The 15,558-nt window shown below is 40.8% G+C and carries 15 protein-coding genes; 5 read left to right on the plus strand and 10 right to left on the minus strand.

The window, feature by feature from the left end:
* Window positions 1-86 precede the first annotated feature (86 nt).
* Window positions 87-1,388, plus strand: coding sequence for an ABC transporter substrate-binding protein (locus I8751_RS22270; protein WP_214441279.1), 1,302 nt, complete (start codon window positions 87-89; stop codon window positions 1,386-1,388).
* 48 nt (window positions 1,389-1,436) lie between these two features.
* Here the strand turns inward: I8751_RS22270 and I8751_RS22275 are convergent, their stop codons facing one another.
* The 5 genes from I8751_RS22275 to I8751_RS22295 form a co-directional block, all read right to left on the minus strand.
* Window positions 1,437-2,543, minus strand: coding sequence for a sensor histidine kinase (locus tag I8751_RS22275; RefSeq protein ID WP_214441280.1), 1,107 nt, complete (start codon window positions 2,541-2,543; stop codon window positions 1,437-1,439).
* 6 nt (window positions 2,544-2,549) lie between these two features.
* Window positions 2,550-3,716 (minus strand): FIST signal transduction protein, encoded by a 1,167-nt coding sequence (locus I8751_RS22280; protein ID WP_214441281.1) that lies wholly within the window; start codon window positions 3,714-3,716, stop codon window positions 2,550-2,552.
* 127 nt (window positions 3,717-3,843) lie between these two features.
* Entirely contained in the window at window positions 3,844-4,380 is a 537-nt protein-coding gene (gene pyrR / locus I8751_RS22285) for a bifunctional pyr operon transcriptional regulator/uracil phosphoribosyltransferase PyrR (protein ID WP_214441282.1), read from the minus strand.
* A 78-nt stretch (window positions 4,381-4,458) separates the two neighbouring features.
* Window positions 4,459-5,424, minus strand: coding sequence for an adenosylcobinamide-phosphate synthase CbiB (gene cbiB / locus I8751_RS22290; RefSeq protein WP_214441283.1), 966 nt, complete (start codon window positions 5,422-5,424; stop codon window positions 4,459-4,461).
* Window positions 5,425-5,540: 116 nt separating this feature from the next.
* A complete protein-coding gene (locus tag I8751_RS22295) occupies window positions 5,541-5,984 on the minus strand; it encodes an Rrf2 family transcriptional regulator (RefSeq protein WP_214441284.1) in 444 nt (147 codons plus the stop codon).
* Between the two features lie 369 nt (window positions 5,985-6,353).
* Here I8751_RS22295 and I8751_RS22300 point away from each other — a divergent pair, with 369 nt between their 5' ends.
* Window positions 6,354-6,767, plus strand: coding sequence for an AbrB family transcriptional regulator (locus tag I8751_RS22300; RefSeq protein WP_214441285.1), 414 nt, complete (start codon window positions 6,354-6,356; stop codon window positions 6,765-6,767).
* A gap of 120 nt (window positions 6,768-6,887) precedes the next feature.
* On the opposite strand, the gene I8751_RS22305 is transcribed toward I8751_RS22300, so the two are convergent.
* Entirely contained in the window at window positions 6,888-8,792 is a 1,905-nt protein-coding gene (locus I8751_RS22305) for a chloride channel protein (protein WP_214441286.1), read from the minus strand.
* A gap of 273 nt (window positions 8,793-9,065) precedes the next feature.
* On the opposite strand from I8751_RS22305, the gene I8751_RS22310 reads away from it, so the two are divergent.
* Complete coding sequence (locus I8751_RS22310; protein ID WP_214441287.1) at window positions 9,066-9,437, plus strand: hypothetical protein; 372 nt, start codon at window positions 9,066-9,068, stop codon at window positions 9,435-9,437.
* An 8-nt stretch (window positions 9,438-9,445) separates the two neighbouring features.
* On the opposite strand, the gene I8751_RS22315 is transcribed toward I8751_RS22310, so the two are convergent.
* Both I8751_RS22315 and I8751_RS22320 read right to left on the minus strand, forming a co-directional pair.
* Window positions 9,446-9,607, minus strand: coding sequence for a ribbon-helix-helix protein, CopG family (locus I8751_RS22315; RefSeq protein ID WP_214441288.1), 162 nt, complete (start codon window positions 9,605-9,607; stop codon window positions 9,446-9,448).
* A gap of 348 nt (window positions 9,608-9,955) precedes the next feature.
* Complete coding sequence (locus I8751_RS22320; protein WP_214441289.1) at window positions 9,956-10,096, minus strand: hypothetical protein; 141 nt, start codon at window positions 10,094-10,096, stop codon at window positions 9,956-9,958.
* Window positions 10,097-10,588: 492 nt separating this feature from the next.
* On the opposite strand from I8751_RS22320, the gene I8751_RS22325 reads away from it, so the two are divergent.
* Window positions 10,589-11,464, plus strand: coding sequence for a peptidoglycan recognition protein family protein (locus tag I8751_RS22325; RefSeq protein ID WP_214441290.1), 876 nt, complete (start codon window positions 10,589-10,591; stop codon window positions 11,462-11,464).
* Between the two features lie 30 nt (window positions 11,465-11,494).
* Here the strand turns inward: I8751_RS22325 and I8751_RS22330 are convergent, their stop codons facing one another.
* Window positions 11,495-12,262: a Uma2 family endonuclease gene (locus I8751_RS22330; RefSeq protein ID WP_214441291.1), complete on the minus strand. Its 768-nt coding sequence runs from the start codon at window positions 12,260-12,262 to the stop codon at window positions 11,495-11,497.
* Between the two features lie 87 nt (window positions 12,263-12,349).
* A complete protein-coding gene (gene ribBA / locus I8751_RS22335; RefSeq protein WP_214441481.1) occupies window positions 12,350-14,035 on the minus strand; it encodes a bifunctional 3,4-dihydroxy-2-butanone-4-phosphate synthase/GTP cyclohydrolase II in 1,686 nt (561 codons plus the stop codon).
* A gap of 436 nt (window positions 14,036-14,471) precedes the next feature.
* On the opposite strand from ribBA, the gene argC reads away from it, so the two are divergent.
* Entirely contained in the window at window positions 14,472-15,530 is a 1,059-nt protein-coding gene (argC, locus tag I8751_RS22340; RefSeq protein WP_214441292.1) for an N-acetyl-gamma-glutamyl-phosphate reductase, read from the plus strand.
* The last annotated feature ends 28 nt before the right edge of the window (window positions 15,531-15,558 follow it).

Below are 15,558 nucleotides of genomic sequence, written 5' to 3' on the forward strand. Positions count from 1 at the left end.
TTGGTACTAGGTAATTTATTTAGCCTATAATCTCGACAATTCTGCATAAGCTTTTTACTTTCATCAAGCGTAAAAATACTGGAAAGATGATGCAATTGCGAAAATTTAAACAACTGGCTGCTTGGGCACTAATTGGCTTATTGACCAGTTGGATGGTAAGTTGTAGTGCTGGAAACGTTGGCACAAGTACAAAACAGACTGCTTCAGGAGCAGCAACTATTGAGTTTTGGACTATGCAACTCCAACCTCAATTTACCGATTATTTCCAAAGCCTAATTACAACTTTTGAATCGCAAAATTCTGGTATAAAGGTTAACTGGGTCGATATACCTTGGGCGGCTATGGAGAACAAAATTTTAACAGCTGTCTCAGCAAAAACGCCACCTGATGTTGTTAACCTCAATCCAGGTTTTGCTTCCCAACTGGCTGGGCGAAATGCCTGGCTGAATCTAGATACAAAAGTCTCAAATGAAGCACGTTCCTCCTATCTACCAAATATCTGGAAAGCAAGCACACTGAATGGCCAGAGTTTTGGTATACCCTGGTACCTCACCACACGGCTAACCATTTATAACACTGATTTATTAAAACAGGCAGGTATCACAAAAGTACCTGCTACCTACGGAGAATTGGCACAAGCAGCGCAACAAATTAAAGATAAGACTGGCAAATATGCATTTTTTGTGACTGTTGTACCGCAAGATTCCGGTGAGGTAATGGAATCGTTAGTACAAATGGGTGTAACTCTAGTAGATACTGAGGGAAAAGCGGCTTTTAATTCTCCCCAAGGCAAAGCAGCGTTTCAGTACTGGGTAGATTTGTATAAGAAAGGTTTGCTACCAAAAGAAATTTTGACACAAGGACATCGCCATGCAATTGATTTATACCAAGCTGGCGAGACAGCATTTTTAGCTTCTGGGCCAGAGTTTCTGAAAACGATCGCCAATAATGCTCCAAAAATTGCTCAAGCTTCCGCGATCGCACCCCAACTTACAGGTGACACAGGTAAGAAAAATGTCGCTGTCATGAACATAGTTATTCCCCGTGAAACCAAACACCCAGATGCAGCTGTTAAATTTGCCTTATTTGTGACTAATGATGAAAATCAGCTAGCTTTTGCTAAAGCTGCTAACGTTTTGCCATCGACAGTTAAAGCACTGTCTGATAGCTATTTTAAAGATGTTCCAGCTACTGCTTCAACAGTGGAGAAAGCGCGAGTTATTACTGCCGAACAACTGCAACAAGCAGAAATATTAACCCCCACATTGAAGGATCTTAATAAACTGCAAAAAGCAATTTATGAGAATTTGCAAGCAGCAATGCTAGGAGAGAAAACTGTAGATAAAGCCGTAGAAGATGCGGCGCAAGAGTGGAACAATCGCGCATAAAAAACATGCAAAGGAACAGGGAAATATTTCTCTGTTCCCTAACAATTATTACTTAATTTTAGACTGTCGAATGGGAATATGAATTACAAAATCGGCTCCTGCTCCAGGTGATGAATGGCAATATAATTTACCACCATGCAATTCGTTAATAATTCGGTAACTAATTGATAAACCTAAGCCTGTTCCTTTTCCAACATCCTTAGTTGTAAAAAATGGATCAAATAATTTTACTTTCACTTTATCATCCATTCCCAGACCATTATCAGCAATACGAATTTCTACCCAGTCATTATTAATGATATCTGTACTTATTTGAATTTGTGGATTATTATTAACCAGCTCTTTATAACTAGTAATCTTTTTATTACATACTGAAAAATCAGTGCTTAATAGTGATTCTTCCAAAGCATCAATTGCATTGATAAAAATATTCATAAATACCTGATTCATTTGCCCAGAATAACATTCTATCAATGGCAGATTTCCGTAATTTTTAATTATTTTAATCCCGTTTGGATTATTTACTGATGCCTTGAGACGGTTATTTAAAATAATTAATGTACTGTCAATTCCCTCATGAATATCTACTGACTTAAAATCCGCTTCATCTAAACGAGAAAACGTGCGGAGTGATTTGACGATTTCAGTAATTCGCTCTGCTCCTATATTCATAGACTGAAAGAGTTTTATAGAATCTTGCTTAATAAATTCGAGTTCAATTACTTGAATTTCTCGTTTAATAACAGCTACTGGTTCAGGGTAATAGTGCTGATAAAGTTCCACTAACCTCAGCAAATCTTGAAAGTATTCATGAGCATAATTTAAATTACCGTAGATAAAGCTAACTGGATTATTAATTTCATGAGCAATCCCAGCTACCAAAACTCCAAGAGCAGACATTTTTTCAGATTCAACCAGTTTCATTTGCAAAGCTTTGAGATTTGCCAGTGCTGTTTCGAGTTCATTACCTCGTTTTTCTAGAGAAATTTGTGACTCTTCTAGTTCTCGAATCACACTTTTGAGAAGTGATTCTCTGAGTTCACTGGCGTTCTCAAGTTGTTGTCGATCTGCTTCTGAACGATCAAGTTTTTTTTGGAGAATCCGAACAGTTTTTTCTAACAGTTTTAGTCTGCTCTCGTAGTCTGTAGGTTCCATAAATCTCTACTTTGTTCCCAGAAGTAGAGTGACAAAAGTTTCTTGATGATAATAAGTTGAACCTTGATGTTCTAATGGTGCAAATTCACCATAAGTATAGAATCCACAAACAGGCACTTCTTCAGAGAGTAAATTTTTGACAAGTTGATATTCTTCCTTTGCCCTTGTACCTAAAAGCCAGCGGCGACAGCAACAGGAAAATAATAAAACAGCTTCTGGTTCTGTTGCCGGATAATTTTCTAAGGCATTTTTCAATGAAACCTCAGCCGCCGCAATAACTTCATCCCGACTGATATCTGTAACTTGAACTGTAGCTTGCTCTGGAATATCTCCTAGAAAATTGATGCTACCGGTTTCAACATCATAAGTATTAGGCACTCGCATATAGTAGCGATCGCTATCTCCTTCATACACTGCTAAGGGATTTTCCGCAGTCGGTGGGCGATCGCCCAAATAGCGTGCATAGAATTCCAATGCTGATTTACCATCAATTTCGTAAAGGACGGTTCCCTCAGCCTTGGTGACAATGCTCTTGCGGCCAATTGGTTGCCAACCACAGGCAATTCCATAAGAAAATTGAATATCTCCCGAAAAAATGAGAACTGGTAGTGAATCTGTCAGAACTTCGTTGCCGAAAAATTGGTAAGTTTTTTTAAATCTAAATTGATCTCCAGCAGTACCACCCAAAATAGGGGTTTGGGAACCCAAAGCTAGTTTTAACCCTTTAAGAATTAACTCTCCATTAGTAGTTGAACCATCTGTTATGTAGCTAGCAGGTATAGAGATGCATAGTTTTGCAGCATTAGTGCTTTTCTCGGTTGCTTGCTGCACTGCTTGGTGAGCAGCAGCCAGAGGATTATCCTTTGCTCCATACCCCACACCAGCACGGATTTCTATAGTGTCAGAGCAAAAAAGCATCAACGTCAAAGAATCTTGTTGAAACCCTAATTTTGAAGAAATTTCACCATCTGTAGTGCAACCAATTAAATCAATTCCAGGAAATACCTGGTCAATTTCTTTCAGAATGAGAGCATGATTAAAATCAATAGCTGCAAATAAAATACCCGCCTGAGGTATGACACCTGCTAAATCTTGAGAACATTGGTCTAAGACTTCTAAAATTGCATCTTGAGACTCTGAATCTTCACTGTGACCAACAACAACCTTAAGCATTTTGATCTCCTATTCTCAGTTAAGTTTGCCCACTTAACACTTGCGAATCACACAAAGCTTAAGTCTCAAGTCTTTAAATACTAATAGAGAGTTAGAGCCAATATCCTGCTTTTCCGGCTCAGTAAACTTAATCTGCAATCAACTCTACTGCATCTCGCCCATCCCAATCTTGTAAGTAAACTTTTACAACCTCTTCTTTAGCCGTAGGTAGCTGCTTGCCAATAAAATCTGGGTGAATTGGTAACTCTCGATGACCCCTATCTACTAACACAGCTAAACGAATCACTTCTGGTCTACCATACTCAGTGACCGCATTCAAAGCAGCCCGAATTGTCCTACCTTTGAAAATCACATCATCCACCAATACAACTGTTTTCCCTGTGAGATCAAAAGGAATGTCTGATTTTGCTGGAGTCCGCAACCCAATTTGGTCGAGATCATCTCGATAAAATGTAATATCTAGCGCGCCTACTGCTACAGATACGCCTTCCAGTACCTCTATTTGACGGGACAATAATTCGGCTAATAGCGCCCCCCTCGTATAAATACCGAGAAGCACTAGTTGGGATAAATCACGCGTTCTTTCCACAATCTGGGAAGCAAGACGAGTTACAGTGCGACGGAGGTCTTCTGATGAGAGAATTTCAACTATTTTGGCAGACATAGTTATAGACCGATACCCCTGAGTGATGAGTTAGGAGTTATGAATAAAAACTCTTAACGTCTAACTTTATATTTATCATTACTTGTTTAGAAGTAATAGTATTGCGATCGCTACCCCTAACCACAGCCAAAAACAATATCGAGTCAATTGCAAAGCAGTTTGAATGTGAGTTGATTGGATGGAATAAATAGCATCTCCTAGGAGTGGTTTTTGTTTAGCTACCCCACGATACCAATTTGTACCCCCCATCTGCACGCCTAAAATAGCAGCATAAGCACATTCACTCCAGCCAGAGTTGGGACTAGGGTCAGCGACTGCATCTCGTCTGCAAATTCCCCAAACATACGAAGGTTTACCAGATAAAAGCCCCAGAGTGATGACTGCGAAGCGACAAGGTAGCCAAGTCAAGCAATCTTCTAACTTGGCACTGAACCAACCTAAATAAGTGTAAGGCGTTTCCCGATAACCCACCATTGAATCAAGAGTACTACTGGCTTTGTATGCCAGCGCCAAAGAAGCAGCTCCTACCCCTGGTACACCAGCACCAACAATTGCATAAAAAAGTGGAGCCATGATCCCATCAGTAGCATTTTCTGTAACTGTTTCTAAAACAGCCCGCAAAATTTCTGGTTCTGAGAGATCTTGGGTATCTCTACCCACGTAATTGCTTAAAACATTACGGCTCTCTTGCAAATTTCCTGTAGTTAAAGGTTGTAAAACAGCTTCTGCTGCTGTTCGCAAACTTCTAAAAGCAAAACAACTAGCGAGGAGAATGCTTTCTAAAGCAATTCCTAACAGCGGATGCAACCATCTGGCAACTTGAATTATTAACCAGCCTACATAGCCGCTACCAATAATTAAGATTATACCTAGTAAAATTCCAGCTATGCGTTGTGCTAAATGATTTTGACACAATTGCAGAGAAAACTTTGTCAGGCGAGAAATTACCCATCCCATAACTTGTACTGGATGAGGCCAACCCCAAGGATCACCAATTAAATAATCTAAAATGGCAGCGACAATCAAAATATAGATATTAGTCATTAGTCAATAGTCAGTAGTCAGTGGTTAATAGTCAGTAGTCAGTGGTTAATAGTCAGTGGAAAAATCAACAACTAACAACTGACAACTAACAACTGACAACTAACCACTGACCACTTTTAAATAACAAAACTAGCTTCTTCCCCAAGTGAAGCTTGCCAGCTACGAGCATCGTAATAGAGATCTGCCAGAGTAATACTGTACAAAGCTTCTTTGAGTTTTTGATTGAGTCTTTGCCAAAGAGTGAATGTTACCCAATCTTCAGTTTGTGCTGGTGTGGGAGTGTGATGAGGTAAATTAGTGATGGTTTCGCCTACTGCTTCTAAAATTTGGCCTATAGAAATTTGTACAGGCTCTCGTGCTAGTTGATATCCGCCAACGCTGCCGCGAATTGATTTTACTAGCCCAGCACGACGCATTTCTATTAGCAATTTTTCTAGGTAAGGTGCTGGAATATTTTGGCGAAGTGCGATCGCTCTTACAGATACAGGGCCATAATTTGGCTGTAAGCTCAAATCTAACAACGCTTTTACACTATAGTGTCCTCTGGTAGTTAGTTTCATTTACTCAATAATCAATAGTCAGTAGTCAAAAATTTTTAGACTCTTGACTATTTACTAAGAATCAGGTTTGCTTATCATTTTATGGTTTGCTTATCAAGCTGACCAAATAAATAACCTTTTTAGCCTTACTACTTTAAAAAACTTAAACAAATATAGTTTAGCAGCAATTCACAAACTATATATAGTTATCAGCATTCTCTAAAATATATTAATTGGCAATATTGGAAATTGTGCAGAATTTTCGTCTACGAGTGTAATATACTTGGCTAGACGGAGATAAAAACTAAAGGATTCTGTTCCTAATAGCTCAACGTCAGCTAAAATAAAATCCATTCAACTACTTCAACCATTCATTTTCGACCTAAGTTGATGCCTAAACAGAAAAAAATTGAACCCCTAGTCGGGGAAGAACTGCTCAAAAAAGTCAAAGAGCTAGAGAACGAGAGCAAAGAAGACAAAGCTAAGAAGTGCGGCTACTATACCGTTACCAAGAATGGTATAGAGCGTGTCAATATGATGAAGTTCTTAAATGCTTTAATTGATGCCGAAGGCATTCAATTAGACAGCGCACCCAATGCCAATGGGCGTGGTGGACGCAGTGCTAGCTATAGAATTAGTGTGCAATCAAACGGTAATTTACTGATAGGTTCAGCTTATACAAAACAGATGAATCTCAAGCCAGGAGATGAGTTTCTTATCACTTTGGGTAAAAAGCACATTCGTCTGAGACAGGTAGACGCAGACGATAGAGAAGGTATTGAAGCCGAAGAAGCTACAGCTTAATTAAGTTGTCAGTTGTCAGTTGTCAGTTGTCAGTTGTTTATATCTTCCACTGCTCATTTAAAATCTAGTCTTGAGTCAGTTGTTGATTTTTTCCACTGACTATTAACCACTGACCATTGACTACTGACTATTAACTATATCTGTTGTAGAACGTACTGGTAAATAGTGGTTGAGTGCCTTGCGCGTTACTGCCAAGTTGCATGTCAATGTAATTTGCTCGCGTTCTAATAAACCTAAAATGCGTTCGTGGTCTTCTCGTGCTACCACTGGTAATTGATGCAAACCTCGTAAAGCCATGCGGTCTAAAGCTTCAGATAAAGGTTCATCGCGCCAAGCGTAGAGAATTTCAGTTGTGCAAATATCAATGAGAGTTTGACTGGATAAATTACTTGGAATTTCAGTGTTAGAAATGGGGTGATTTTGCCATAGAGAAAGGGTACGGTTGATATCTTCTAGAGAAAGGATACCAACTAACTGTTCTGCTTCATTAATTACTAAAGCACTACGGCAGCGATCGCGGATCATTTCCATAGCCGCCTCTAGCACATTCAAGGTTGCAGATAGTTTTTTGGGGCAAGAAAGCATGGCATCTTCTACCAAAATTTGTTGAACAATTTCTGCTTGTTCATCTTTCAAAGCTGAAAGACCAATCTGTTGTAGATTAGAATTAGCGTTAAAATTTGGCTGAATCCTCTCCATTAGCCAAACACTTAATCCCACTGCTGCCATCAAAGGTAAAACAATGCGGTAGTCGCGAGTTAATTCAAACAGCATCAAAATAGCTGTTAACGGCGCTCTAAAACTAGCAGCTAAAACTGCTGCCATACCCACCATTGCATAAGCTGGAGGTGCTGCCATTTGTCCACTCATTGCTGGGACTAAAAGGACTAAAATTTTGGCATAAGCTGAGCCAAAAGAAGCACCTAAAAACATTGCTGGTGCAAATAAACCACCAACGAAACCACTACCAGCACTAATTGCTGTAATTAATAACTTCACTATTAGCAGTTCAATTAATAAAAGCAGCGAAAACTCCACATCCTGAAGCATCGCTTCCACAGTTTCATAACCAATACCTAAAATCTGTGGAAATTGCAAAGCGGCTGTGCCAATAATAATGCCGCCAATAATGGGGTGAATGAACTTAGGAATCCGACCCAAAAAATTAAAACCCGGCACATGTCCAGCAAAGCAGGCTTTCGCTAAACGAATTAATTGCGTATATGTCAGAGAAACTAGACACGCGCCTAAACCTAAGCCCAGATAAAGCGGTAATTCCAACGGGCTAAGAACTTGGTAGACAGGTAAGGCAAAAGCAGGTTGTGCGCCTAAACCGATTTGAGCGATTAATGCGGCCACCACTGCGGCTAACAATACTACACTCACAGCAGAAGTGGCAAAGGATGTAGCTCCCATCACAACTTCTAGAGCAAAAAATACCCCAGCGATGGGAGCATTAAATCCAGCAGCCAATCCAGCCGCAGCACCAGCACCTAAAAGTAACCGCTGTCGCTCTTGAGATACTTGTAGTACTAAAGACAGCAACATCCCAAAATTGGCACCAATTTCGACGCTTGGCCCCTCTGGGCCCAAAGAAGCACCACTCCCCAACGAAACAGATGCAGCCAGCATCTTGGTAACTGGTCGTAATTGTCGCTTTACCTCTGTACCTTGGGAAGCAGCAATGAGAGATGAAAGTCCTGGGCCAAAATCTTGAGTGCGCCAGCGCATAAATCCAACGATTAATCCACCCAAAAGAGGGACACAGGCTAAAGTCCAAGCACCCCAAACGCCGATCGCACCCATTAAATTTTCCAGCATTAGGTGGTGAATCAGCTCGATCAAATAATGAAACGTCACCACACCCATACCAGTGCCACCGCCAATTAACATGGCTAGAAACAACACAACGGTTTCTGGAGATAGTTGAAAACGGTTAATCAGGTGTGTTAAGCGAGGAGAAGGTGCAGGAAAGACAGGTTGTTCAGTTACCTTCCTGAGATCGGTGGGAGGCAAGAGAGTCATTGAGAGGCGGGGTAAATGTAAGAAAAAATTTAAATTTTTGTCTGTTACTTCTCATTGTGAGACATTCTTGATCAACCAGACAAGTTTAAAAAACGATCGCTACATAAGTAAGTTATGATGCGCGGTATATTTAACAGTAGCAATTTACTCTCTTATAAACTCGGACTGCTTGATTAGGAAGATTATTTTCAACCAAGGCAGTAGTCCAGTTGGTTTAAATGTAATAAACTACATACTCAGTTGCAAATAATTATCACAATTAAGGATAAGCAATTGAAACAACAGCAAATCATCCTTGGAAGTATCACTGCGGCAACATCTGCAATAGCTCTTGGATATTTGGGCGCTCAATACTTTGCTAAACCCACGATGTATGCAATTGCTGGGACAATGCTAGGACTTGGTGTAGTTGGACAAGTTACACAACTCAAGCCAAAACTTCAATCTCCAGGGTCAGCGCGATCGCATTCACCCTCTTTTTCTGCGATTCCTGTTACTCAAGCCCAACAGCCAATGCAACCAATTGCTCAGACAATTGAACAAAATATCGGACAGTTTACTGAACCTCATTCTAATGAAAAATCGATTGCAGAAACTGATCCGATAATTGAACGCTTTGTCAAAATAGGCTTGGAGGAATTCTAAACTCTCAATTAAACTGCGATTTTAGCCACATCAACTGGCAGAGAACGGATTAATTCCCGAATCACATCAGTTGCAGGTCTTCCTGTCTTTGAGCAGTAGTCTTCAAGTTTTTCCATCTCGCTTGATGTCAGATTTATTGTTATTCGTTTAACAGCCCATTTTTTATTCATAATTCCAACTCGCGGCAATAACGCTTTTCATATATAGACTGTAAATTAGCTGTTTCGTGCCTGATACATAGTAATCCGAATTTGATTTTTGAATCATTCGTAGAGATAGGGAACAGGAAATAAGTAATACAGATGTACTGATGTTTTCAAAAATCAAATATGAGTCCTACATACTCTAATTTGTCAGCTAACCATCATTCATCCTCCCAGGATATTTGATTTTAGTAAGGGTTTTAGCCCTAGGTCTATCAACTTAAATGTTTATAGCAGTTTTAGTAGGTTTAAACCACGCTCTAGTCTTTCTCTCTGCGCCTCTGCGTGAGATAAAAAAGATGTGGTTCATTTTACCTAAAAATAGGTGTAAGTAAACAGCGATCGCATTACCAATACCTTTGGCTCGTAATAATGTATGCCTTGCAGAATATAGGAGGCAAAAAGGCGATCGTTGATCATCTCATTAAATAAAGTAGATACCGTGTATCTAAACACATCCCCTGTCTTTCCAAAATATTTAGTAAGCAGATGAGTCTTTAATACTAGCGAGCGAGGGCGATCGCACAATCAACTGCGAAGTTTTACACAATGGGTAAAATTTGGCTCAATATTGTTCGGTTAAGACACAAGCGGCAAAAAACCACCGTCTCTATAAAAGACTGATTCTTGTAAAGACGAGATTTATCGCCGTCTTTGTGGTCTATCAAAAAATCTTAACCCAACCGTATTGCAAATGAAGCGTTAAATATCTCCCCAATACACGTTACTTTCCTAAAAAATGGAATCTGTATTGGATTGAATATATGAATATATTAAAATTCATATTATAGAAAAATAAATATATTATTTAAATAGCTCTGTAGAGAGATAAAGCTTGAAACAAAATACCTAATATTTCAGTATTTTAAAGGAATATTTTGAGGCGACTTTTGACTATCATTAAAACAATGAGATTCTTTTTAACTGTTTCCCCAAATACTGAGAAAAATGCGGTTTAGAGACTGGGCGACTAGGGTGCTACTAATTTCTCTAATGTTTACTGCTTTGAGCGTAGCACTTTTAGCTGGGAAAATATCCCAATCACAAAGTAATACAATAACGCCATCAAATCAAGAGATTACTACAGCCTGGAGTGAATATCCCCAGGTAAAATTACAATCAGCAGAAAACCAAGCAGAAAAATCTCCAGATTTGCCCAAATCTCCAATCAAGACAAATAAAGCTGCTGGAAGGTACAAAACTACCCAAGCTTTTGCACAATATCAACCACGATATGAAATTGCCTCGGTAGACCCAAGTAATTACGGCCAGAGGTACGCTAAAGACATTAATGGTGTGCTTCTGAACAATCAACCGATTATTGTTCTTCATGAAACTGGTTATTCTGCATCCAGCGCTGTTAACTTTTTTCAAATGCCTCATGAAGATGAAAATGTGCAAGCCAGTTACCACGCCTTAATCAAACTAGATGGGACAATTATTTATTTAGTCCCTCCAGACAAGCGAGCTTTTGGCGCTGCTAACTCAGTATTTGATGGTATTGACGGGGCGGAAACTGTGCAAACTAATCCCAATTTTCCATCTTCTGTAAACAATTTTGCTTATCATGTTTCTTTAGAAACGCCACCAGACGGTCGTGGCAATAACTATCAAAAAGCTCATAGCGGTTATACAGAAGCTCAATATAATTCTTTAGCTTGGTTAATTGCTCAAAGTCAAGTGCCGAGCGATCGCATCACCACTCACCAAGCAGTAGATCGTTCCGGCCAAAAAGTTGACCCTGTAAGTTTTGATTTTGATAAATTCTTGACTTTATTGGATACTTTTCGTCAGCTAAGTCCAATATATAGAGCCAATAAATAGTAGAGACGCACCAGGACGCGTCTCTACTATTTATTTTTCTATTTCAGATGCAGACAAACCCGTTAACTTAGTTACTTGCTCTACTGTCATCCCAGTCTCAAGCAAATTACGTGCGGTCTGTAGTAATTGCAACTCTGCCTTATTTGCGCGTTGGCGTTCTTGTTCTGCACGTTGGCTTTGTTTTTCTTCAGGCGTAGGTAGTAATTCCCCTCTCAAATTAGCCCAGCGTAACCAAGTTGCATCAATACCTTGATAATTTCCCTGCCAAAGCTGCAATGCTAACCCTAAAGATTTACTCACCAACTGATTTTGAGTATTTGGTGTAATTGGTTGATATTCGCTTTGCTGAATCGAAAAACCAGCCAAATCATCAGGGTTAAAGGGGTCATACCAAAAATATTCTGGTACGCGCATTTGATTTTGATAAATCAGCTTTTTTTCGTTCTTATCTGCGGCGGCGGTACTATCAGACAATAACTCAATAACTACATCTGGTGCTTTTTCTTCTTCCCAAACTACCCAACTGCGACGTTCTCCTTTAGGGACTCCCAGTACGGCAAAAAAGTCTGGGCCTTTAAAATCTTTGTTCCGCACCTGCGCCAAACTGTAGTAGACAAACATATTGCCGCCTACATACCCATCTTCACGTTGGTCTAACCAAGGAATTAAGCCATTAATCAGCAAGTCCATTTGGGCTTTATGCCTGGCGCTTTCCATCGGGACACCGTCATCGAATGGTAATTCTGCTTGAGTAGGGGGGAGTTGAATATCTGGTGCAGCTAGAGTAGTTTCTGACATAGCTTTTCACCTGTAAAGTATTTCCATGTTACTGAATCAGGAATTACGTAAAGCGCTTCTTCATTCAAGAGGGCTGAACAAACCCCATTACCCCAGTCCTTGACTCAGACTATAAATTTTCTGCGTTTCCAAACTCCCACTTACAGAAGAAGGCAATTCACCCTTTGGTATTGTCTGCCGATCTAGTTGGACTTGCAAATTACTCAGGGGATCGCTACCAGGAGAAATCAGAAATTCCAACTTCTGGATATAAGGCACAGTTGCGAGATTATCCAAAATTTGAAATATTGCTTGCAAATAAGGATGACCACTCTGGCGATACCAATCACAAGCAGCAACTTTTGGTTGATCAAAACCTAAATGCACCGTCAAGGATGGCTCATCAAATAAAGCCAACCCTAAAGGACGTGCTTCTTCTTGCAACAATAAATGATGATTTTTTGCCAAATGCCGCAATTTCTCTAAGCGTTCATAGCGTTCTGTGACTGCTTCTGGGTCATCTTGCCAATGAATTGCCACTGTCACCAGATAAGTCTGTAACAGCATGTGACCCAGCTTTTTCGCCTTTGTTGCTAAGTAATAAGAATTGTAGTCATTCGCCTCAATTAATAATGGTACGCGATCGACTACTTCCAAACCATAACCTTTGACTCCGGCGATTTTGCGGGGGTTATTGGTAATCAGGCGAATCTTTTTAACGCCCAAGTCCATGAGCATTTGCGCTCCCATCCCGTAATCTCGCAGGTCGGCGGGAAATCCTAAGCGTTCATTCGCTTCTACTGTATCTAGCCCCATATCCTGCAAAGAATAGGCTTTCAGCTTATTAATTAAACCGATGCCTCGTCCTTCTTGCCGCAGGTAAACGACTACACCTTGACCAGCAGTCTCAATCATTTTCAGTGCTGCTTGTAGCTGCATTCTACAGTCGCAGCGTAAAGAACCTAAAGCGTCACCAGTTAAACATTCTGAATGCATCCGCACCATCACTGGCTCATCTTTAAAGTGAGCTGGATCGCCCTTCACAATAGCAACGTGTTCGGTATTGTCTAAAGTGTGGCGGTAGGCGTAAATTTCAAATTGACCGAATTGACTGGGTAACTTGGTAACAACCTCACGATACACCAGGCGATCGTGTTTGAGGCGATAACTAATTAAATCGGCAATACTGATTATTTTTAAATTATGATGTCTCGCATAATAAAATAACTGCTGCAAGCGCGCCATTGAACCATCGGGGTTTTGAATTTCACAAATTACCCCAGATGGGTACAGCCCCGCTAGTCGAGCTAAGTCCACAGCTGCTTCGGTATGCCCTGCTCGTTTGAGTACGCCTCCTTCTCTGGCTCGAATCGGAAAAATATGACCAGGACGGCGTAAATCTAAAGGTTTTGTGCCTGGATTGAGAGCAACTTGGATAGTGCGGGCGCGGTCTTCTGCTGAGATACCAGTAGTCACACCAAGTTGTGGCCCGGCATCAATACTAACGGTAAAAGCAGTTTGGTTAGTATCTGTAATATTACTTACCATCAACGGTAAGTCTAATTCATCCAAGCGATCGCCTGTCATTGCTAAACAAATGAGCCCTCGTGCTTCCACCGCCATAAAATTAATCATGTCGGGTGTAGCAAATTGGGCAGCACAAATCAAATCGCCTTCATTTTCTCTATTTTCGTCGTCTACTACCACAACGACGCGACCTGCTTTTAAGTCTGCCAAAGCAGCATCAATCGAATCAAATTCAAAGGCTGGGGTTGAAGAGGCAGCACTGTCAATGGTTTCCCCTACTGGAGAATCTGTACCCGTGAGGGGAGAAGTCCGAACGGAGGCTTTCTCCGGGGGGAACTTCGTAGAGTCTTCTTTGTTGAGGGGAGTAGCATCAGGCTGCCGTGTAGGCTTAGGCTTTGACACAGAGGATTTCCAGCTACCAAAAGTAAATTTTTTTAACAATTTCTTCTTTTAGATTGTAGCTCGTTTATATGGCAGAGAAGTAGACTAGCAATGATTTGATAACATGGCAAAATTTCTGCCGCTAAAATTGGGGTTTAGTACTAAAATGCAACGACAGTTAAAGTGTGATCTCGCTGCAACCCAAGTGTAGAGCTAAAACTCTGGCCGATTTAAATGGTGTTTTTTACGCCTTGCTTTTGGTAGCGGATAAGTTAATGACTGGTAACGAATTTAACCAACAACGGATAAGGATTTCATAATCATGGGCAATTTTAGACGCGTACCCGTTGGGATTGTTGGCGCGTCAGGTTATGGCGGAGTGCAGCTAGTAAGATTACTGATGGAACATCCAGAAGTCGAACTAGTCTATTTAGGCGGTGAGAGTAGCACGGGAAAATCCTTTGGGGATTTATACCCGCATTTGGCTCATGCAGTGAACTTGCCAATAGAAACAGTTGAGCCAGAAATGATCGCTCACCGTTGTGAAGTAGTGTTTCTTTCTTTACCAAACGGTCTGGCTTGCCAAATTGCACCAAAACTGGTGGAAAAAGGATGTAAAGTACTGGATTTGAGTGCAGATTACCGATTTAGTGATTTGGCAACTTATACTACTTGGTATGGTACAGAGAGAAGCGATCGCTCAACTGCCGCCACAGCAGTATATGGATTACCGGAACTGTATCGCGATCGCATTGCCGAAGCCCAAATTGTTGGTTGTCCCGGTTGCTACCCCACTGCTAGCTTATTAGCACTATCGCCACTTCTGAAACAAGGCTTAATCGTGCCAGAAACTGCCATTGTCGATGCCAAGTCTGGCACATCTGGTGGCGGACGGCAAGCCAAAGTCAACTTATTGCTAGCTGAAGCAGACAACTCATTAGCCCCATATAATGTTACCCGTCACCGTCATACTCCAGAAATCGAGCAAATTTGCAGCGATTTAGCAGGTCACGAAGTCACAATTCAATTTACACCCCACCTGATCCCAATGGTACGGGGAATCTTGGCAACAGTATATGCCACACTGCGCGATCCCGGATTAGTACGAGATGACTTGATTACAATTTATACAGCATTCTACCGCAATTGTCCTTGGGTCAAAATTTGTGATAGCGGTGTTTATCCCCAAACAAAATGGGCAAGCGGCAGTAATCTTTGTTACATAGGCTTAGAAGTTGACCCGCGCACTGGCCGTGTGATTGTCATGTCAGCAATTGACAACTTGATTAAAGGCCAGGCGGGTCAAGCAATTCAGTGTTTGAACTTAATGATGGGCTGGGATGAGACTTTGGGGTTGCCCAAGTTGGGATTTTATCCCTAGGGGCTAGAGGTTAGGGATTAGGGGTTAG

The organism is Atlanticothrix silvestris CENA357, from assembly GCF_016056295.1.
Classification (GTDB): Bacteria; Cyanobacteriota; Cyanobacteriia; order Cyanobacteriales; family Nostocaceae; genus Atlanticothrix; species Atlanticothrix silvestris.

Excerpts from the sequence above, each read along its gene's own strand:
- I8751_RS22305 (WP_214441286.1), bottom strand. The coding sequence starts at position 8,792 with ATGACTCTCTTGCCTCCCACCGATCTCAGGAAGGTAACTGAACAACCT.
- I8751_RS22280 (WP_214441281.1), bottom strand. The coding sequence starts at position 3,716 with ATGCTTAAGGTTGTTGTTGGTCACAGTGAAGATTCAGAGTCTCAAGAT.
- pyrR (WP_214441282.1), bottom strand. The coding sequence starts at position 4,380 with ATGTCTGCCAAAATAGTTGAAATTCTCTCATCAGAAGACCTCCGTCGC.
- I8751_RS22275 (WP_214441280.1), bottom strand. The coding sequence starts at position 2,543 with ATGGAACCTACAGACTACGAGAGCAGACTAAAACTGTTAGAAAAAACT.
- I8751_RS22315 (WP_214441288.1), bottom strand. The coding sequence starts at position 9,607 with ATGAATAAAAAATGGGCTGTTAAACGAATAACAATAAATCTGACATCA.
- argC (WP_214441292.1), top strand. The coding sequence starts at position 14,472 with ATGGGCAATTTTAGACGCGTACCCGTTGGGATTGTTGGCGCGTCAGGT.
- cbiB (WP_214441283.1), bottom strand. The coding sequence starts at position 5,424 with ATGACTAATATCTATATTTTGATTGTCGCTGCCATTTTAGATTATTTA.
- I8751_RS22270 (WP_214441279.1), top strand. The coding sequence starts at position 87 with ATGATGCAATTGCGAAAATTTAAACAACTGGCTGCTTGGGCACTAATT.
- I8751_RS22325 (WP_214441290.1), top strand. The coding sequence starts at position 10,589 with ATGCGGTTTAGAGACTGGGCGACTAGGGTGCTACTAATTTCTCTAATG.
- I8751_RS22300 (WP_214441285.1), top strand. The coding sequence starts at position 6,354 with ATGCCTAAACAGAAAAAAATTGAACCCCTAGTCGGGGAAGAACTGCTC.
- I8751_RS22330 (WP_214441291.1), bottom strand. The coding sequence starts at position 12,262 with ATGTCAGAAACTACTCTAGCTGCACCAGATATTCAACTCCCCCCTACT.
- I8751_RS22295 (WP_214441284.1), bottom strand. The coding sequence starts at position 5,984 with ATGAAACTAACTACCAGAGGACACTATAGTGTAAAAGCGTTGTTAGAT.